Annotated in this window: 21 protein-coding genes; 16 read left to right on the top strand and 5 right to left on the bottom strand. The window is 71.7% G+C overall.

Going from position 1 to position 17,101, the window contains the following annotated elements:
• Positions 1-30 precede the first annotated feature (30 nt).
• The 8 genes from AC5L3C_RS28040 (at position 31) to AC5L3C_RS28075 (ending at position 5,631) form a co-directional block, all read left to right on the top strand.
• Positions 31-471, top strand: coding sequence for an SRPBCC family protein (locus tag AC5L3C_RS28040; protein WP_125506997.1), 441 nt, complete (start codon positions 31-33; stop codon positions 469-471).
• Between the two features lie 171 nt (positions 472-642).
• A complete protein-coding gene (locus AC5L3C_RS28045) occupies positions 643-1,815 on the top strand; it encodes an ArsA family ATPase (protein ID WP_493651637.1) in 1,173 nt (390 codons plus the stop codon).
• 58 nt (positions 1,816-1,873) lie between these two features.
• Positions 1,874-2,422 carry a DUF5304 domain-containing protein gene (locus AC5L3C_RS28050; RefSeq protein WP_493651639.1) on the top strand — a complete coding sequence of 183 codons (549 nt, stop codon included), beginning with the start codon at positions 1,874-1,876 and terminating at the stop codon, positions 2,420-2,422.
• A 126-nt stretch (positions 2,423-2,548) separates the two neighbouring features.
• Entirely contained in the window at positions 2,549-3,502 is a 954-nt protein-coding gene (locus AC5L3C_RS28055; RefSeq protein WP_493651640.1) for an ROK family glucokinase, read from the top strand.
• A gap of 176 nt (positions 3,503-3,678) precedes the next feature.
• Positions 3,679-4,008, top strand: coding sequence for a plasmid mobilization protein (locus AC5L3C_RS28060; protein WP_493651641.1), 330 nt, complete (start codon positions 3,679-3,681; stop codon positions 4,006-4,008).
• A 29-nt stretch (positions 4,009-4,037) separates the two neighbouring features.
• A complete protein-coding gene (locus tag AC5L3C_RS28065; RefSeq protein WP_493651642.1) occupies positions 4,038-4,490 on the top strand; it encodes a hypothetical protein in 453 nt (150 codons plus the stop codon).
• 125 nt (positions 4,491-4,615) lie between these two features.
• Entirely contained in the window at positions 4,616-5,437 is an 822-nt protein-coding gene (locus AC5L3C_RS28070; protein WP_493651643.1) for a helix-turn-helix domain-containing protein, read from the top strand.
• A complete protein-coding gene (locus AC5L3C_RS28075) occupies positions 5,434-5,631 on the top strand; it encodes a DUF397 domain-containing protein (protein ID WP_493651644.1) in 198 nt (65 codons plus the stop codon). The genes AC5L3C_RS28070 and AC5L3C_RS28075 overlap by 4 nt, the downstream gene beginning before the upstream one ends.
• 125 nt (positions 5,632-5,756) lie before the next feature.
• On the opposite strand, the gene AC5L3C_RS28080 is transcribed toward AC5L3C_RS28075, so the two are convergent.
• Positions 5,757-5,930 carry a type II toxin-antitoxin system prevent-host-death family antitoxin gene (locus AC5L3C_RS28080; RefSeq protein ID WP_493651645.1) on the bottom strand — a complete coding sequence of 58 codons (174 nt, stop codon included), beginning with the start codon at positions 5,928-5,930 and terminating at the stop codon, positions 5,757-5,759.
• Positions 5,931-5,974: 44 nt separating this feature from the next.
• Between AC5L3C_RS28080 and AC5L3C_RS28085 the strand changes: the two genes are divergently transcribed.
• From AC5L3C_RS28085 to AC5L3C_RS28095, 3 genes are read left to right on the top strand one after another with little or no spacing between them, the layout of a single operon-like run.
• Positions 5,975-7,183 (top strand): RNA-guided endonuclease InsQ/TnpB family protein, encoded by a 1,209-nt coding sequence (locus AC5L3C_RS28085; RefSeq protein ID WP_493651646.1) that lies wholly within the window; start codon positions 5,975-5,977, stop codon positions 7,181-7,183.
• 52 nt (positions 7,184-7,235) lie between these two features.
• Positions 7,236-7,406 carry a DUF397 domain-containing protein gene (locus AC5L3C_RS28090; protein ID WP_493651648.1) on the top strand — a complete coding sequence of 57 codons (171 nt, stop codon included), beginning with the start codon at positions 7,236-7,238 and terminating at the stop codon, positions 7,404-7,406.
• Between the two features lie 39 nt (positions 7,407-7,445).
• Positions 7,446-8,204, top strand: a complete 759-nt coding sequence (locus AC5L3C_RS28095; protein ID WP_493651650.1) for an endonuclease/exonuclease/phosphatase family protein — start codon at positions 7,446-7,448, stop codon at positions 8,202-8,204.
• A 24-nt stretch (positions 8,205-8,228) separates the two neighbouring features.
• Here the strand turns inward: AC5L3C_RS28095 and AC5L3C_RS28100 are convergent, their stop codons facing one another.
• Complete coding sequence (locus AC5L3C_RS28100; RefSeq protein ID WP_493651651.1) at positions 8,229-8,813, bottom strand: hypothetical protein; 585 nt, start codon at positions 8,811-8,813, stop codon at positions 8,229-8,231.
• Positions 8,806-9,609, bottom strand: coding sequence for an alpha/beta hydrolase (locus AC5L3C_RS28105; RefSeq protein ID WP_493651652.1), 804 nt, complete (start codon positions 9,607-9,609; stop codon positions 8,806-8,808). The genes AC5L3C_RS28100 and AC5L3C_RS28105 overlap by 8 nt, the downstream gene beginning before the upstream one ends.
• Positions 9,610-9,822: 213 nt before the next feature.
• Between AC5L3C_RS28105 and AC5L3C_RS28110 the strand changes: the two genes are divergently transcribed.
• The 5 genes from AC5L3C_RS28110 (at position 9,823) to AC5L3C_RS28130 (ending at position 14,993) form a co-directional block, all read left to right on the top strand.
• A complete protein-coding gene (locus AC5L3C_RS28110) occupies positions 9,823-10,626 on the top strand; it encodes a lysophospholipid acyltransferase family protein (protein WP_125510424.1) in 804 nt (267 codons plus the stop codon).
• Between the two features lie 33 nt (positions 10,627-10,659).
• Positions 10,660-11,907 (top strand): MacS family sensor histidine kinase, encoded by a 1,248-nt coding sequence (gene macS, locus AC5L3C_RS28115; RefSeq protein ID WP_493651653.1) that lies wholly within the window; start codon positions 10,660-10,662, stop codon positions 11,905-11,907.
• On the top strand, positions 11,904-12,596 hold the full coding sequence (locus AC5L3C_RS28120; protein WP_493651655.1) for a response regulator: 693 nt from the start codon (positions 11,904-11,906) through the stop codon (positions 12,594-12,596). Before macS ends, AC5L3C_RS28120 begins: the two co-directional genes overlap by 4 nt.
• Before the next feature lie 133 nt (positions 12,597-12,729).
• Positions 12,730-13,758, top strand: a complete 1,029-nt coding sequence (locus AC5L3C_RS28125) for a 6-phosphofructokinase (protein WP_493651657.1) — start codon at positions 12,730-12,732, stop codon at positions 13,756-13,758.
• A 236-nt stretch (positions 13,759-13,994) separates the two neighbouring features.
• Positions 13,995-14,993: a 2-hydroxyacid dehydrogenase gene (locus AC5L3C_RS28130; protein WP_493651658.1), complete on the top strand. Its 999-nt coding sequence runs from the start codon at positions 13,995-13,997 to the stop codon at positions 14,991-14,993.
• On the opposite strand, the gene AC5L3C_RS28135 is transcribed toward AC5L3C_RS28130, so the two are convergent.
• Entirely contained in the window at positions 14,945-16,825 is a 1,881-nt protein-coding gene (locus tag AC5L3C_RS28135) for an anthranilate synthase family protein (RefSeq protein ID WP_493654060.1), read from the bottom strand. The genes AC5L3C_RS28130 and AC5L3C_RS28135 overlap by 49 nt on opposite strands.
• Before the next feature lie 150 nt (positions 16,826-16,975).
• The gene (locus AC5L3C_RS28140) at positions 16,976-17,032 is read right to left on the bottom strand and encodes a trp operon leader peptide (protein ID WP_125510426.1); all 57 of its coding nucleotides are present in this window, start codon (positions 17,030-17,032) and stop codon (positions 16,976-16,978) included.
• Between the last annotated feature and the right edge of the window lie 69 nt (positions 17,033-17,101).

Consider the following 17,101-nt stretch of genomic DNA (forward strand, 5'->3'; position numbering starts at 1 on the left):
TACCGGCCCGCATCTGGAGGAGCCACGGCGATGGCGGAACACACCAGCTCGAGCATCACGATCGAGGCGGCACCGGCCGACGTCATGGGGGTGATCGCCGACTTCGCCCGCTATCCCGACTGGACGGGCGAGGTGAAGGAGGCGGAAGTCCTCAAGACCGACGCCGAGGGCCGCGCCGAGCAGGTGCGTCTCGTCATGGACGCGGGCGCGATCAAGGACGACCAGGTCCTGGCGTACACCTGGACCGGGGGCCACGAGGTCTCCTGGACCCTGGTGAAGTCCCAGATGCTCCGCTCCCTCGACGGCTCCTACGTCCTCACCCCGGCCGCCCCGGGCACGACGGAGGTCACCTACCGCCTCACCGTCGACGTCAAGATCCCCATGCTCGGCATGATCAAGCGCAAGGCGGAAAAGGTCATCATCGACCGAGCCCTGGCCGGCCTGAAAAAGCGCGTGGAATCAACGAAGTAGGACGCAACTGCGGGCAGCGACGCCGCCGTAGCTGCGGGCAGTCGTGCCTCCCCCAGTGCCTTAAAGGCCTGGGAGGTACCCCCAGGGCGGCACGGGTGGGCGCAGGCGGCACCCCGCAAGCGCGGGTAAGCGGAACCCATCCCCGCCCAGCCTCAGTTACCGTTCACCCCCATGCGCACCCTCCTCGTCACGGGCCCCGGCGGCAGCGGCCGCACCACCACCGCCGCCGCCACCGCGCTGACCGCAGCCCGCAAGGGCACCCACACCCTCCTCCTCACCACCGACCCCCCGCACACCGTCCACCCCGTGCTGGGCGACCTCGCCGACAACCCCCCACCCACCCTCACCCTCCGCCACATCGACCCCGCCCCCGCCTTCCGCGACGACCTCGCCGCCCTCCAGACCCGAGCCGCCCCCGCCCTGGACCTCCTCGGCGCCTCCCGCCTCGAACCCGACGAGTTCGGCCCCCTCCCCGGCGCCGAGGAACTCGCCACCCTCCGCGCCCTGCGCGACGCAACGCTCCCGGACGCCGGCGACACCACACCCCCCGACCTCGTCGTCGTCGACCTCCCACCCACCCCCCGCGCCCTCGCCCTCTTCGCCCTCCCCGAGGAACTCCGCCGCTACCTGCGCCGTCTCCTCCCGCCCGAGCGCCAAGCGGCCCGCGCCCTGCGCCCCGTGCTCGGCCGCCTCGCCGGCGTCCCGCTGCCCGCCGACCGGCTGTACGAGACGGCGGCCCGCCTGGACGTGCAGCTCGCCGCCGTCGAGGCCGTCCTCGCCGACCGCGACACCGTCGTACGCCTGGTCGCGGAGCCCGGCCCGGCCGGCGCCGAGGCCGTCCGCACCGCGACCCTCGGACTGGCCCTGCGCGGACTGCGCACCGACACGCTCCTCGCGAACCGCGTCCTGCCGGAGCGCGACGGCGACAGCTGGCTCGCCGCCCCCGTCGCCCAGCAGCGCAAGATCCTGGAGGAGTGGCGCGAGTCCTACGACGTCCACCCGGTCGCCCACCTCGGCCGCGACCCGCGCGGCACGGACGACCTCGCCGGGCTCGCGGTGCCCGGCGTTCCCACGGTGAGCGGCACGGTGGACTGGCCGGTCACCGACCACCTCGCCGACGACGGCGTCCTCGTCTGGCACATCCCCCTCCCGGGCGCCCGCCGCGACGAACTCGACCTGATACGGCGCGGCGACGACATCATCGTCACCGTCGGACCGTTCCGCCGCACGGCCCCCCTGCCCTCCGCCCTGCGCCGCTGCACGGTCGACGGCGCGGCGCTGCGCGAGGGCGAGCTGCGCATCCGCTTCCGTCCGGATCCCGCACTGTGGCCGCGTACCCGCTGAAGCCGGGACGGCCGTTCGGGTAACGTCGATGGGGCCACCGCCGTCGAAGGAGTCCGTCATGAGCGAACAGCTCCCCCCGCCCGAAGACGCCGGGGACGAGACCGTCGACAAGCCGGCGGACGACGCACAGGCGGCCGACAGCGAAACCCGCCCCGCCCCTGAAACCCACGCCGACGCCTGGGCGACCGCCGTCGCCGAGGACCTGGAGGCGGAGAAGGCCCGCCGCCGCGCCCAGCACGGCCCGCCGCCCGGCTCCGCCGCCGAGGAACTGAAGAAGCTCGTCGACGCGGTCGCCGACAAGCTCTCCGGCCTGCAGTCGCCGCTCCTGGGCGCCGTCGCCGGACCCGCCGCGCAGCAGGTGGTGCGGCAGGTCGTCCAGCAGGCCAAGGCGGCCGTCGAGCCGGTCATCGAACGCAATCCGGACGTCTTCGACCACCTCGCCGCCGCCGGGAACGAACTCCTCGCCGCGTACCGCTCCGCCGTGCAGGACCAGGAGCGCCGCTGGACCTCGGGCTCCCGCGACACCGATCCGCGCGACCTGGACGAGCGCCGGGACCGGGGCGACGACCCGGGCACCGCGCCCGGCGAGCACATCGACCTGGACTGACTTCCAGGGTCCCGGCGGAGTCCCAAGATCCTCGCGGGGCCGCCCAGCGTGCGGACACCGGGCCTTTCGGCCCGGCGGCTCGGGTACCGTTGGCGGTAGCGGGGCTCGACCGAAACTGAGGGATTCATGGGACTCACCATCGGCGTCGATATCGGCGGCACCAAGATCGCGGCCGGAGTGGTCGACGAGGACGGAAACATCCTCTCGACCCACAAGGTGCCGACCCCGGGCACGCCCGAGGGGATCGTGGACGCCATCGCCTCCGCGGTGGAAGGAGCACGCGCCGGACACGACATCGTCGGCGTGGGCATCGGCGCGGCCGGATACGTCAACCGTCAGCGTTCCGAGGTCTACTTCGCCCCCAACATCCACTGGCGCAACGAGCCGCTCAAGCAGAAGGTCGAGGCCCGCGTGGGTCTCCCGGTGGTCGTGGAGAACGACGCCAATGCCGCCGCCTGGGGCGAGTACAAGTTCGGCGCGGGCAAAGGCCACCGCAACGTCATCTGCATCACGCTCGGCACCGGCCTCGGCGGCGGTGTGATCATCGGCAACAAGCTGCGCCGGGGGCACTTCGGCGTGGCGGCCGAGTTCGGGCACATCCGCATGGTGCCGGACGGGCTGCTGTGCGGCTGCGGCTCGCAGGGCTGCTGGGAGCAGTACGCCTCCGGCCGCGCCCTGGTCCGCTTCGCCAAGCAGCGCGCCAACGCCACCCCGGAGAACGCGGAGACCCTGCTCTCCCTGGGCGACGGCACCCCGGACGGTATCGAGGGCAAGCACGTCTCCATGGCCGCCCGCCAGGCCGACCCGGTGGCCGTCGACTCCTACCGCGAGCTGGCCCGCTGGGTCGGCGCCGGCCTCGCCGACCTGGCCTCCCTCTTCGACCCCTCCGCCTTCATCGTCGGCGGCGGCCTCTCCGAGGAGGGCGAACTGGTCCTGGGCCCGATCCGCAAGTCCTACAAGCGCTGGCTGGTCGGCGGCAACTGGCGCCCGGTCGCCGACGTCCTCGGCGCCCAGCTCGGCAACAAGGCCGGCCTGGTCGGCGCCGCCGACCTGGCCCGCGAACCGGACCCCATCATGTGACCCTCTGGACGCGAACGATCGCGCCCGCCATCCCTGTTCTTCTCTGGGACGGCGGGCGCAGTCGTCGGCTGCTGCGCAGCGGCCCGCTCTCTGTGCCCACGACTGCCTGGCAGTGGTCCGCTCTCCGTGCGCACGACTGCCTGGCAGTGGCGTCATACGCGTATTATGGTGGTGGGGTGGCCAAGACACGGATCAGTATCAGCTTGGAGCAGGACCAGGCCGAACGCATCAGGCAGCACGCGGAGCGGGCAGGTATGGATGTGTCGGCGTACCTGGTACACGCTGCGACGAGGCAGATGGCCGAGAGCGACGCCATAGAAGAGCAGTTCGCCGAGGTGGACGCGGTCATCTCTCAGGCGGAGCAGGCGGCGGACGTATGGCCTGACGAACCCACCCCGCAACCGGCCGCACAACTGACGGAGCAGGAACGCCGGGAGGTCGAGGAGGCCCTCGCTCTCGCCCATGGCCGGGACCGGCAGGGCCATCGCCCGGGCCACGCCGCGTGAGTGCACGGGTACCGGTCTACGACACCGGCATGCTCATCGCACTCGCCGACCGTAAGGCGAAGGCGGTGGCTCTCCACGAAGGGCTCCGCACACTCCCGCACCGGGCGCTGGTGCTCGGCCCGGTTCTCGCCCAGGTGTGGCGCCCGCAGCCGGCCTTGGTGCACGCCTTGTCCGGGGTACTGAAGGACTGCACCGTCCCCCAGGCTCGTACGTCCGCACCGCCCATGCGTGAGACGAAGGCGGGCCGTCCGGAGTGTCTGGCCTGTGCGACGGCCCCGGACATCGTGGACTGGCGGCGTATCGGCACCGCCCTGGGGCGAGCGACCCTGCCTGCGAAGAAGCGGCCGGACGCGGTGGACGCCTGGGTGGCACTGGCGGCGACCCGGCACGGCAGCGCCGTCGTCTTCACCACCGACCCGGGAGACATCCACGCCTACCTGGCGGCCCTCGCCCCCACGGACGTGCACGTGGTCGCCGTCTGACGACAGAGCCACTCGTACACGGGGGTTTGTACGGGCCGTGAGGGCCGTCGCCGCGTAACCCCGCCCGACTGTCCGCGCGTTGTACGGCTGCAAGGTGTGCGGCAACGCGGCAAGGGGGTTACGTCATGGCGAACGGCAGCACGGTTGAGTCGTCCGACAGTCTCAAGGCATTCGGGGCGGCTTTGAAGACGTTCCGCGAACGTGCCCTGCTGACCCAGGAGCAGCTCGCCGAGCGGCTCAGCTACTCGCACGCATCCGTCGCCTCGGTCGAGCAGGGCCGGCGGATGCCGACCTCCGCCTTCATCGAGCAGGCGGAGGAGACACTCGACGCGTTCGGGGTCCTGCGGGCCATGGCCCGGCACGTCGGACGGCAGCGCGGCCTCGCCGTGTGGTTCCGGGAGTGGGCCCAACTGGAGGAGGTAGCCGTCGGCCTGTGCACGTACGAGTGCCGGGTGGTGCCGGGACTCCTCCAGACCGAGGAGTACACCCGTGCCGTGATGCTCAACGTGCCGCCCCCGCCGAGCGAGGAGCAACTGGAGCAGCGGGTCGCGGCCCGGCTGGCCCGCCAGGAACTGCTCAGGCGCAGGCCACCGATCGCGTTCAGCTTCATCATCGAGGAGTCGGTACTGCTCCGGCACACGGGCGGTGAGGACGTCACCCGTGGTCTGATCGACCACCTCCTCGCGTCCACCGAGATGTGGAACGTGGAGCTGCAGATCATGCCGCTACGGCAGCCGTATCACGCCGGTACGGACGGGCCGATGCGCCTCCTGGAGACTTCCGAACATCAGTGGTTCGGGTATTCGGAAGGGCAGCAGACCGGTCAGCTGATCTCTGTCCCGAAAGACACCAGCCTGATGCAGATGCGCTATGCCAAGATGCGCTCACAAGCCCTGTCCCCGGCGGACTCGGCGGAGTTGTTGCGCCAGATGCGAGGAGCGCTATGAGCAGCCACAGCGAGCTGGACTGGTTCAAGAGCAGCTACAGCGGATCTCAAGGAGATGACTGCGTGGAGGTCGCGAAGGCGCCTGCTGCCATGTACGTGCGCGATTCCAAGGCGCAGGACGGACCGCGGTTCGTGGCGTCGGCGTCTGCGTGGCTCGACTTCCTCGGGTACGTGGAGGGCCATGACGACGCGTAGCGAGCTGGACTGGTTTAGAGCAGCTACCGGGATCTTGGCCAGTGCTCACGCCCTTCAGGGCGGAGGTGAAGGCAATCCCGTCGTGGCGGCGCGGAGCGCCGCAGTATCCGGCTTGAAAGCCCCGGTCAGTCTTCGTCGTGCTCAGCAGCTTCGGCCACCGGCAATGGGACAACAGCCGCGACGCGGCGCCCCCGGGAAGTGATGTAGGTGATGCGGCCACGCGCGGAGGCGTCGTTGAGGACGTCAGCGAAGTTGCGCCGGGCGTCGGCGACGGAGAGTTCGTTGGACTGCTCGGTCATGTTCTCAAGCGTACTCTCCAGGACTTTTATGTACACTGATGTACGTGCAGCTTCGGTACAGCTTCCGCCTGTACCCGAGCGCCGGTCAGCGCGCGGCGCTGGCGAGGGCGTTTGGGTGCGTGCGGGTGGTCTACAACGACGCGCTCCGCGCCCGGGAGACCGCCCGCAGCCAGGGGTTGCCGTTCCCGAAGACCGGGAACCTGTCCAAGGCGCTGATCACCGAGGCGAAGAAGACCCCGGAACGGGCCTGGCTCGCCGAGGTGTCGGCGGTCGTCCTCCAGCAGTCTCTGCGGGACCTGGACACCGCGTACCGAAACTTCTTCGACGGCCTGAAGGGCAAGCGCCCCCGTATGGGCGCGCCCCGGTACAAGTCCCGCAAGGACACCCGGCAGTCGGTCCGGTTCACCGCCAACGCCCGCTGGTCGATCACGACCGGCGGGAAGCTGCGCCTGCCGAAGATCGGCGATCTGAAGGTGAAGTGGTCGCGCACGCTGCCCTCGACGCCGTCCACGGTGACGGTGGTCAAGGACAGCGCGGGCAGGTACTTCGCCTCGTTCGTCGTGGAGACCGGGCCGGAGGAAGTCTTGCCGGAGGCCGCGCCCGGGCTGGGCATCGATCTCGGCCTCGGGCACTTCGCGGTCCTCTCCGACGGCACGAAGATTGACAGCCCCCGTTTCCTTCGCCGGGCCGAGAAGCGCCTGAAGAAGGCCCAGCGTGCCCTCTCCCGCAAGGAGAAGGGCTCCAGTAACCGGAACAAGGCCCGGCTGAAGGTCGCCCGGGCTCACGCGCGGGTGGCCGACGCGCGCCGCGAGTTCCATCACCAGCTCTCCACGCGCCTGATCCGCGAGAACCAAGCGGTCGCGGTGGAGGACCTGGCGGTGAAGGGACTCGCGCGCACGCGCCTGGCCAAGTCCGTCCACGACGCCGGATGGTCGGCGTTCGTGACCATGCTGGAGTACAAGGCCGCCCGGTACGGGCGCACCTTCATCCGGATCGGCCGCTTCGAGCCGACTTCCCAGGTGTGCTCGCAGTGCGGCGTAAAGGACGGCCCCAAGCCCCTGCACGTCCGTGTGTGGACCTGCGGTGCGTGCGGGGCGGTCCTGGACCGGGACATCAACGCGGCGGTCAACGTCGCCAAGGCGGCCGGACTGGCCGTGACAGCCTGTCGAGCGCAGGTAAGACCGGGACACGTCCCGGCACCGCGCAGCGAAGCAGGAAGCCGTGGAATCCGACCGGGAGTCCGTGCGGCGTAGCGGCGCAGCACCAGGCGGAAGGCCAGAATCTCCCTCCTTCAGGAGGGAGAGCATGTCAAAGCGGGTCCGAGAGGGACACCAACAGACAGACAGCAGCAACTGTGTGGAGGTGGCGCATGCGCCCGGCGCGGTGCATGTGCGGGATTCCAAGACACAGGGCGGTCCCCGGTTCGTCGTCTCCCCGGTCGCGTGGCGTGAATTCCTCCGGCGGGAGTGGCGCTGACTGACGTGTCGGGGGTGGGGCGGCGTAATGTTGATCTCCATGGGGACGACTCCGTTACTGCCCGGCTCCCGGACCGAGGCCGATGGTTCGGCCGTGATTCGGGTGCTGAGTTACAACATCCGTTCGATGCGGGACGACACCGGCGCGCTCGCCCGGGTGATCAGCGCCTGCGCGCCCGATCTCGTCCTGCTGCAAGAGGCGCCGCGGTTCTTCCGGTGGCGCAAGAAGCTCGCCCGGCTGGCGTCGGAGTCCGGGCTGGTGATCCTGTCGGGGGGTGCCACCGCCGCCGGGCCCGCGCTGCTGTGCTCGCTGCGGGCGACCGTGGAGCGGACCGAGGACGTGCTGCTGCCGCTCACCCCGGGGCAGCACCGGCGCGGGCTCGCCACCGCCGTCGTACGGTTCGGCGGGGCCCGGATCGGGGTGGTGAGCAGTCATCTGTCCCTGCGCAGCGACGAGCGGTACGAGCAGGGCGGCATGCTGCTGGACCGGCTCGCCGGCATGGGCGTCGAGCACGCCGTCGCCGGCGGGGACGTGAACGAGGGGCCGGGCGGGCGTACCTTCCGGCGGCTCGGTGAAGCGCTCACCGACTGCTGGGCCGCGGCCCCCTGGGGCGGCGAGCACACCTGGACCCGGGACGAACCGCACCGGCGGATCGACGCCCTCTTCGTCACCAAGGGCGTCGAGGTGCTGGGGTGCGGGGTGCCGCTGGAGCAGCCCGGGGTGAGTGAGCGCGATCTGGCGGCGGCCACCGATCATCTGCCGGTGCTGGCCGCTCTTCGGGTGCCCGCCGTCGCATAGACGGGCGCCGAGCACCGCCCGCGGTCAGACCACCGCGCCCCGGCCCGGGTCGTCGTCGTCCTCGTCGTCCGTGCGCATGCGCATCACCAGCGTGGCGAAGCCGCCCAGGAAGCCGCCGATGCACACGGTGGTCAGCCACCACGTCATCTCCCAGCCGAGCAGGATCGCCAGCAGAAGCAGCAACGGGCCGCCGAGTACACCGAGCCAGGCGAACTTCGACGTGGTGTCCGTCTCCGGCAGCGGCGGCGGCTCCGGCGGGACGAAGTGGCCCTCGTCCGTCTCGTCGAGGTCGTCGTCCGCCGGCTCGGCCACGTTGTAGTCGCGCGGGCCCCCGCCGCCGACGCCGGGTGCGAAGGAGACGGAGCCGCCGAGCGGCTTGGCGGGCTTGTCCTCGGCCTTCTCGGGCGCCTCGGTCTCCGCCTCGTCGTTGGCCTCGGTCTCCAGCAGCGCCAGGTCCTCGATGGACTTGAACGGCTTGGCGCCCGGCGGGTCCGGCGGCTCGTCGCCGTACCCGGCGACGATCGCCTCCCAGGCGGCGGCCTCGTCGAAGGGAACGCCCTTCTCCTCCGGCTCGCGGCCGCCCTCACGGTCCGAGTCGTGCTCAGCCACCTGTGGTCGTCCCTTCCGTGCCGAGACCGGCACCCCGCTCCTTGACGGCGCCGGGCGCCAGTCGGCCGATGAACGCGGTGCTCTCCTCGAAGATCCGCTCCGCGTCATAGTCCAACGTCGCCACGTGGTAGCTCTGTTCCAGCAGGATCTCCGTGACGTCCGTCGACGACACCCGGCTGAGGATCCGCGCCGAGTCGGCGGGCGGCACCACATGGTCCTGCGGGCTGCGCATCAGCAGCAGCGGCTGCGTGACCTGCGGCAGCTCGCCGTCGACGAGACGGAAGAAGTTCCGCAGCGAGTGCGCCGCGTGCAGCGGCACCCGGTCGTAGCCGAACTCCCTGCTCCGCGGCATGGCGATGTCGCTCGCGATGCCCTTCGTCGCCGGCACCAGATGGCGCAGTACGGGCAGGGCGTGCGCGGCCACGCCGTGCACCTTGTTCGCCGGGTTGACCACCATCACCCCGCTCACCGCGTCCCCGTGCCGCGCGGCCAGCCGCAGTGCCAGCGCGCCGCCCATCGAAAGACCGGCCACGAAGACCCGCGAGCTGCGGTCCCGCAGCAGCCGCAGCTCCCGGTCCACCTCGGCGTACCAGTCCTGCCAGCCGGTGACCCCGAGATCCTGCCAGCGGGTGCCGTGCCCGGGCAGCAGGGGCAGCGAGACGGTCAGGCCGTGCGCGGCGAGGTGCTCCGCCCAGGGGCGCAGCGACTGCGGCGAACCGGTGAAGCCGTGGCAGAGGAGCACGGCGGTCTGCCCGCCCTCGTGGCGGTACGGCTCGGCTCCGGTCAGGAGCGGCACCTTCGGCCTCCTGTTCCTGGGTCTCGTGGGAAGGGGACTCGTGGGAAGGGCCCGGCGCGTCGGGACGGCCGGGACGGGACGGCACACGGATTGCAGGACCTTCACCGTACGCGACCGCACTGACACCGACCAGGGCCGTCGGGTCCTTTCGCGGCCCTTGGAGATATGGTCTGACCAACACGCACAGGAGGCACTCGGTTGTTGTACGGCACGATGAAGGTCGCCATCGGAGGGCCGCTGAAGCTCGCCTTCAGGCCCTGGGTGGAGGGCCTGGAGAACATCCCCGCCGAGGGCCCGGCCATCCTGGCCAGCAACCACCTGTCGTTCTCCGACTCCTTCTTCCTGCCGGCCGTACTGGACCGCAAGGTCACCTTCATCGCCAAGGCGGAGTACTTCACCACCCCGGGGGTGAAGGGCCGGATGACGGCCGCCTTCTTCAAAGGCATGGGCCAGCTCCCGGTGGACCGCTCCGGGGCGCGCGGCGCCGGTGAGGCCGCGATCAAGAGCGGCATAGAGGTGCTGGAGCGCGGCGAGCTGTTCGGGATCTACCCCGAGGGCACCCGCTCGCCCGACGGCCGCCTCTACCGCGGCAAGCCGGGCGGCCTCGCCCGCGTGGCGCTGGCCACCGGGGCGCCGGTGATCCCCGTCGCCATGATCGACACGGAGAAGATCCAGCCGCCCGGGCAGGTCGTGCCGAAGCTGATGCGGCCCGGCATCCGGATCGGCAGGCCGCTGGACTTCAGCCGCTACCAGGGCATGGAGCACGACCGCTTCGTCCTCCGCGCGGTGACCGACGAGGTCATGTACGAGATCCTGAAGCTCTCCGGCCAGGAGTACGTCGACATGTACGCCACCGCCATGAAGCGGCAGCTCGCCGAGGCGGCCAAGGCGGAGAAGGAAGCGGAGAAGGCGGCGAAGGCCGCCCTCGCCCGCGCGGAGAAGGAACAGGCCGAGAAGCTGCGGGCCGCGATGGAGCAGGCCGACCGGGACCGGACCGAGGGACGCTCCGGCCCTTAGCCGGAGCCCGGGGCGGGAGTGAGTGGGGGGACCATGGCCAGGCGCGAGAGAGTCATGCGGATGTCGGTCGAGCAGCCGCTGTGGCGCGCGCTCGCCGGCTACCGGGTCCTCACCATGATGTACGCGGTCGGCCTGTTCGTCACCGCGTACGACAAGTTCGCCCGCCCCTGGCTCGCCGTCGGCTTCTACGCCGTCCTGGTGGTGTGGACCCTGGCCACCCTGCCCAAGGTCGCGAGCGCCGCCGCCTGCACCAAGCGCTTCCTCACCGCCGACCTGACCCTCGCCCTCACCGGCATCCTGCTCACCCCCGTCGCCGACGCCCACGACCGCGTGCAGGCGGGCGGCCCGACCCTGCCCTCCATCTGGACCGCCGGATCGGTGCTCGCCTTCGCCGTCAAGGGCGGCTGGCGCTGGGCGGCCCTCGCCTCCACCCTCGTCGCCGTCGCCAACCTGATCGAGCGCGGCGGCCCCGCCCGCGACACCGTGCACAACGTGATCCTGGTCTGGGTCGCCTCCATCGCCATCGGCTACGTCGTCGAGGTGGCCCGCGCCTCCGAGCGCACCCTCGCCCGCGCCCTGGAGATCGAGGCCGCCACGCGGGAACGCGAACGCCTCGCGCGGGACATCCACGACAGCGTCCTCCAGGTGCTGGCCATGGTGCAGCGGCGCGGCGCGGTGATCGGCGGCGAGGCCGCGGAACTCGGCCGGATGGCCGGCGAGCAGGAGGTGGCGCTGCGCACCCTGGTCTCCGGCGGCCTCGTGCCGGTCTCCCGGGTCTCGGAGGACGCCGCCCAGGGAGCGGTCGTACGGGCCGTGGACCAGGACGAGGACGACGGCACCGGCGACGACGGGCCGGTCGACCTGCGCGCCCTGCTCGCCCCGCACGCCGGCGCCCTGGTCAGCCTCGCCGAGCCCGGAGCGCCGGTGCTGCTGCCACCGGCCGCCGCGCGGGAGGTGGCCGCCGCCGTCGGGGCCGCCCTGGACAATGTCCGCAGGCACGCGGGCGAGCAGGCCCGCGCCTGGATCCTGGTCGAGGACGAACCGGACGAGGTGATCGTCACCGTCCGCGACGACGGACCCGGCATCCCCGAGGGACGGCTGGCCCAGGCCGAGGGGGAGGGACGGCTCGGCGTGGCCCTGTCCATCCGGGGCCGGCTGCGCGACCACGGCGGCAGCGCGGAACTGGTCTCCGTCCCGGGCCAGGGCACGGAGGTCGAACTGAGGGTGCCCAAACAGACGCAGGAAGCGAACGACTCGCGGGGGAAGGCGGAACAGCGATGACGGACACCACAGGCACGCACCCGGACCCGATCAAGGTCATGGTGGTCGACGACCACCCCATGTGGCGCGACGCCGTCGCCCGCGACCTGTCCGAGTCGGGCTTCGAGGTCGTCGCCACCGCGGGCGACGGGGACCAGGCGGTGCGCCGCGCCAAGGCCGCCGCGCCGGACGTCCTCGTCCTCGACCTGAACCTGCCCGGCAAGCCCGGCGTCCAGGTCTGCAAGGAGGTCGTCGCCGCGAACGGCGCCGTCCGCGTGCTCGTCCTGTCGGCCAGCGGGGAACACGCCGACGTGCTGGAGGCCGTCAAGTCCGGCGCCACCGGCTACCTGCTGAAGTCCGCCTCCACCGAGGACCTGCGGGACGCCGTGCGCCGTACCGCCGTCGGCGACCCGGTGTTCACCCCCGGCCTCGCCGGGCTGGTCCTCGGCGAGTACCGCCGCCTCGCCTCCGAACCGGCCGGAGCCGCCCCCGCCGACGGCGAACCGGGCACGCCCCGGCTCACCGACCGCGAGACCGAGGTGCTGCGCCTGGTCGCCAAGGGACTCAGCTACAAGCAGATCGCCGAACGGCTCGTCATCTCCCACCGCACCGTGCAGAACCACGTGCAGAACACCCTCGGCAAGCTCCAGCTGCACAACCGCGTGGAGCTCGTCCGCTACGCCATAGAGCGCGGCCTGGACGACGAGTAGCCCCGGAGGACGCCAACCACCCCGTCCCGCTCAGGAATTGACCGTCCCGACCATGTTGATGTGACCCGGATCACCCGTACCGTGCCAGGTGGGAACGAACGGCATTTCGGCAACCATGGCGAAGGGAACTTCCATGCGGGTCGGAGTACTGACCGGAGGCGGCGACTGCCCCGGGCTCAACGCCGTCATCCGGGCCATCGTCCGCAAGGGCGTCCAGGAGTACGGCTACGAATTCACCGGCTTCCGGGACGGCTGGCGCGGGCCCCTCGACGGGCACACCGTCCCCCTCGACATCCCCGCCGTGCGCGGCATCCTGCCTCGCGGCGGCACCGTCCTCGGCTCCTCCCGGACCAATCCGCTGAACGAGGAGGACGGCATCCGGCGGATCAAGGACAACCTCGCCGCACTCGGCGTGGACGCCCTCATCACCATCGGCGGCGAGGACACCCTCGGCGTCGCCACCCGCCTCCACGACGAGTACGGCATCCCGTGCGTGGGCGTGCCCAAGACCATCGACAACGACCTCTCCGCCACCGACTACACCTTCGGCTTCGACACCGCCGTCGGCATCGCCACCGAGGCCATCGACCGGCTGCACACCACCGCGGAGTCACACATGCGGGTCCTGGTGGTGGAGGTGATGGGCCGTCACGCGGGCTGGATCGCCCTCCACTCGGGCCTGGCCGGCGGCGCGAACGTCATCCTCATCCCCGAGCACCCCTTCGACGTCGAGGAGGTGTGCGCCTGGGTGACGTCCCGGTTCCGTGCCTCGTACGCGCCGATCGTGGTCGTCGCCGAGGGGGCGGTGCCGAGGGACGGCGACATGGTGCTCAAGGACCAGTCGCTGGACTCCTTCGGACACGTCCGGCTCTCCGGGGTCGGCGAATGGCTCGCCAAGCAGATCGAGAAACGCACCGGCAACGAGGCCCGCACCACCGTGCTCGGGCATGTGCAGCGGGGCGGGACGCCCAGCGCGTTCGACCGCTGGCTCGCCACGCGCTTCGGGCTGCACGCCATCGACTGCGTGCGCGACGGGGACTTCGGCAAGATGGTCGCGCTGACCGGTACGGACATCGTGCGGGTGCCGATCGCGGCGGCGACCGCCCAGTTGAAGACGGTGCACCCGGACCTCTACAAGGAGGTAGGAGTCTTCTTCGGCTGATCCCATAGGCCGCGGGCAGTCGTGCCGCTGGGGCGATGGGGGTCCCCCCGCTCGAGCGAAGCCGAGAGTGGGGGAGGGTGGGCGCGGGCGGCACCCCGCAAGCGCCGGGCTGCGCACCCGCCCCCGCCCAGCCACAACCCCGGGTCACTGACCCATCAGGCCCAAGCACCCCCCCACCCCGGCCCCGTATATTCACCGGTACAACAACAAACCCGGCACACCCCCGGAGGGCACCCGTGGAGATCCTCGCGTTCGGCGTGCAGGCCGACGAGCGCCCCCTCATCGAGCGGGCGGCCCACGAGGCCGGCCACACCGTGCACGCCGTCGACGTCTTCCTCAACACGGACACCGCCCCCATCGCCGCCGGCCACGAGACCGTCTCCACCAGCGTCAACTGCGACCTCGGCGCCGAGGTGCTGTCCGGTCTCGCGGCCGGCGGCACCCGGATGGTCGCCCAGCGCTCCACCGGCTTCAACAACATCGACCTGGAGGTCGCCGAACGGCTCGGCCTGACCATCGCCCGGGTCTCGTCGTACTCGCCGTACTCGGTCGCCGAGTTCGCCTGGACCCTCGCGATGGCGGTCAACCGCCGCGTCGTCCGCGCCTCCACCCGCACCCGTGACTTCGACTTCCGGCTCGACGGACTGATGGGCCGCGACATGCACGGCCGCACCGCGGGCGTCCTGGGCACCGGCAAGATCGGCGAGGCGTTCGCCCGGATCGCCCACGGCTTCGGCATGCGGCTGCTGGGCTGGGACGTCGCCGAGAACCCCGCCTGCCGGGAGCTCGGCATGACCTACGTACCCAAGGACCAGCTCCTCGCCGAGTCCGACCTGGTCAGCCTGCACGTCCCGCTGCTGCCCGCCACCCAGCACCTCATCGATGCCGCCGCCCTGAAGACGATGCGGGACGACGCGATCCTGGTGAACTCCAGCCGGGGCGGTCTCGTCGACACCGCGGCCCTCGTCGCCGAACTGCGCGAGGGCCGCTTCACCGGCGTCGGTCTCGACGTGTACGAGGCGGAGGCGGGCCTGTTCTTCCTCGACAAGTCGCTGGAGGCCGTCGACGACGACACCCTGGCCCGCCTGGTCACCTTCCCGAACGTCCTCGTCACCTCCCACCAGGCGTACTACACCGAGGACGCCGTCGCACAGATCGTGCGGACCACGGTCGGCAACGTCGTCGACTACACCGAAGGCCGCCGGTCCGAGAACGTGCTGGTGCCGCGCAGCTGACCCATCAGCTCCCGCACCACCGCCGCGCCGTTCAGCGTCAGCACCGACTCGGGGTGGAACTGCACCCCCGCGAAGCCGGGCCCCCGTAGCGCGTGCACCTCGCCGCCCGCCGTGCGGCTCACCTCGATGCCGTGCGCGGCCAGCTCCCGCGCGGTGTCCTCGTCGCAGCGCGCCACGAAGCTGTTGTAGAAGCCGACCGTCTCCGGCCGCCCGAACAGATCGATCTCCGTCTGCGCCCCCTGGTACGGGACCTCCTTGCGTACGGTCTCCAGGCCCAGCTCGGCCGCGATCAGCTCGTGGCCGAGGCAGACGCCGAGGACGCCGTGCCGGTTGCGGCCGAGGGCCTCGGCGGTCAGCGCGCGCAGGAACCGCATCTTCGGGTCGGCCGTGTCGGACGGGTCGCCCGGCCCGGGGCCGAGCACCAGCGGCCCCTCGTGTGCGCGCACCGCCTCCCGCAGGCCCGGCTCGTCGTACCGGCGCACGGTGACCTCCAGACCGGCGGCGCGCAGCAGGTGGGCGAGCATCGCGGTGAAGGTGTCCTCCCCGTCGACGACCAGCGCGTGACCGCTCAGCGCGTCGGACCGCTCCTGCATCCGCAGCCAGAACGGCGCCAGCGAGGCCCGGCGCCCGTCCAGCGCCTCCCGCACCCGAGGGTCGTCGGCCAGCCCCGGCCGTACGGACTCCGCGCGCGGCCGTCCCGGGCGCACGCCCAGCGCGGCCAGCACCCCGGCCGCCTTGGCGTGGGTCTCCGCCACCTCGCCGGCCGGGTCCGAGCCGCGTACCAGCGTGGCCCCGACCGGCACCCGCAGCCGCCCGGCCGCGTCGATCTCGGCGGTGCGGATCAGGATGGGGGAGTCCAGGGTCTGGGCGCCGCCCTCGTCGCGGCCGATGAGGGCCAGCGCGCCCGCGTAGTAGCGCCGTCCGCCGGACTCGTGCCGCTCGATCACCCGGCAGGCGTTCTGCACCGGCGACCCGGTGACGGTCGCCGCGAACATGGTCTCGCGCAGCACCTCGCGCACATCCAGCGAGCTCCGGCCGCGCAGTTCGTACTCGGTGTGCGCGAGGTGCGCCATCTCCTTCAGGCGGGGGCCGATGACGACCCCTCCCATGTCGCCGACGGTGCACATCATCTTGAGCTCCTCGTCGACGACCATCGACAGCTCCTCGATCTCCTTGCCGTCGGCGAGGAACTCCAGCAGGTGCTCGGGGGTCGGCCCCTCGGCCGGATAGCGGTAGGTCCCGCTGATCGGGTTCATCACGACCGTCCCGCCGGACGCCCGTACATGCACCTCGGGGCTGGCCCCGACCAGGGTCCGGTCCCCGGTGTGCACCACGAACGTCCAGTACGCGCCCCGCTCGCCCTCCAGGAGCCGCCGGAACAGCGCGAGCGCGTCGGCCCGCCCGAACCCGGGGATCTCGCCCTCGTAGGTCCGCCGGATGACGAAGTTGGCGCCCTCGCCCCGGCCGATCTCCTCGTCGAGGACCCGCCCGACGATCCGTGCGTACTCCTCGTCGCCGACGTCGAAGCCGCCGCCCTCGACGCGCACACCGTGGGCCGGGAGCCGGTCGAGGGCCTCGGCGAGCGGGATCTCGTGACGCTCCTCGGGCGTCAGCACCAGCAGCGGGGTGCCGTCGTCGCGGACGTCGAAGCCGCGCTCGCGGATCTGCCGGAAGGGGACCAGCGCCAGCCCCTCCTCCGGCAGGTCGGCCAGGCGCTCCCGTTCGGCGACCGCGCCGATCAGCAGCTCGACCACCTCGTGGTCGTGCCCCGGGGTGCGGCGGCGCAGCAGGGCGAAGGGACGGTCGTCGTGGGGGAGCTGTGCCAGGTCCATGGTGGGCGTTCCTCGTTTCGTCTCGGTCATGAGCGAGGTGTCATGAGCGGGCGGTCATGAGCGGGCGGTCATGAGCGCCGGAGGAACGACCCGGGAAACGCCGAAGGCCGCCCCTCGGGCGGCCTTCGCGAAGTCGGTGCGTACGCGCAGTCAGTGGGCCGCCGGGAGAGCGGTCCACCACCAGGTGCGGGTCGAGTGCGCGAACATGGCCACGACCCTAGCGCATCTCAGCCCCGTGCGGCCCGTGTCTCATTTGTTGAGCGCCGGGATGGACGA

This window comes from Streptomyces speibonae (genome assembly GCF_984686075.1).

Coding starts and splice junctions, on each gene's coding strand:
- AC5L3C_RS28040 (WP_125506997.1), top strand. CDS start 31: ATGGCGGAACACACCAGCTCGAGCATCACGATCGAGGCGGCACCGGCC.
- AC5L3C_RS28045 (WP_493651637.1), top strand. CDS start 643: ATGCGCACCCTCCTCGTCACGGGCCCCGGCGGCAGCGGCCGCACCACC.
- AC5L3C_RS28050 (WP_493651639.1), top strand. CDS start 1,874: ATGAGCGAACAGCTCCCCCCGCCCGAAGACGCCGGGGACGAGACCGTC.
- AC5L3C_RS28055 (WP_493651640.1), top strand. CDS start 2,549: ATGGGACTCACCATCGGCGTCGATATCGGCGGCACCAAGATCGCGGCC.
- AC5L3C_RS28065 (WP_493651642.1), top strand. CDS start 4,038: ATGCTCATCGCACTCGCCGACCGTAAGGCGAAGGCGGTGGCTCTCCAC.
- AC5L3C_RS28070 (WP_493651643.1), top strand. CDS start 4,616: ATGGCGAACGGCAGCACGGTTGAGTCGTCCGACAGTCTCAAGGCATTC.
- AC5L3C_RS28075 (WP_493651644.1), top strand. CDS start 5,434: ATGAGCAGCCACAGCGAGCTGGACTGGTTCAAGAGCAGCTACAGCGGA.
- AC5L3C_RS28080 (WP_493651645.1), bottom strand. CDS start 5,930: ATGACCGAGCAGTCCAACGAACTCTCCGTCGCCGACGCCCGGCGCAAC.
- AC5L3C_RS28090 (WP_493651648.1), top strand. CDS start 7,236: ATGTCAAAGCGGGTCCGAGAGGGACACCAACAGACAGACAGCAGCAAC.
- AC5L3C_RS28095 (WP_493651650.1), top strand. CDS start 7,446: ATGGGGACGACTCCGTTACTGCCCGGCTCCCGGACCGAGGCCGATGGT.
- AC5L3C_RS28110 (WP_125510424.1), top strand. CDS start 9,823: ATGAAGGTCGCCATCGGAGGGCCGCTGAAGCTCGCCTTCAGGCCCTGG.
- macS (WP_493651653.1), top strand. CDS start 10,660: ATGGCCAGGCGCGAGAGAGTCATGCGGATGTCGGTCGAGCAGCCGCTG.
- AC5L3C_RS28120 (WP_493651655.1), top strand. CDS start 11,904: ATGACGGACACCACAGGCACGCACCCGGACCCGATCAAGGTCATGGTG.
- AC5L3C_RS28125 (WP_493651657.1), top strand. CDS start 12,730: ATGCGGGTCGGAGTACTGACCGGAGGCGGCGACTGCCCCGGGCTCAAC.
- AC5L3C_RS28135 (WP_493654060.1), bottom strand. CDS start 16,825: ATGGACCTGGCACAGCTCCCCCACGACGACCGTCCCTTCGCCCTGCTG.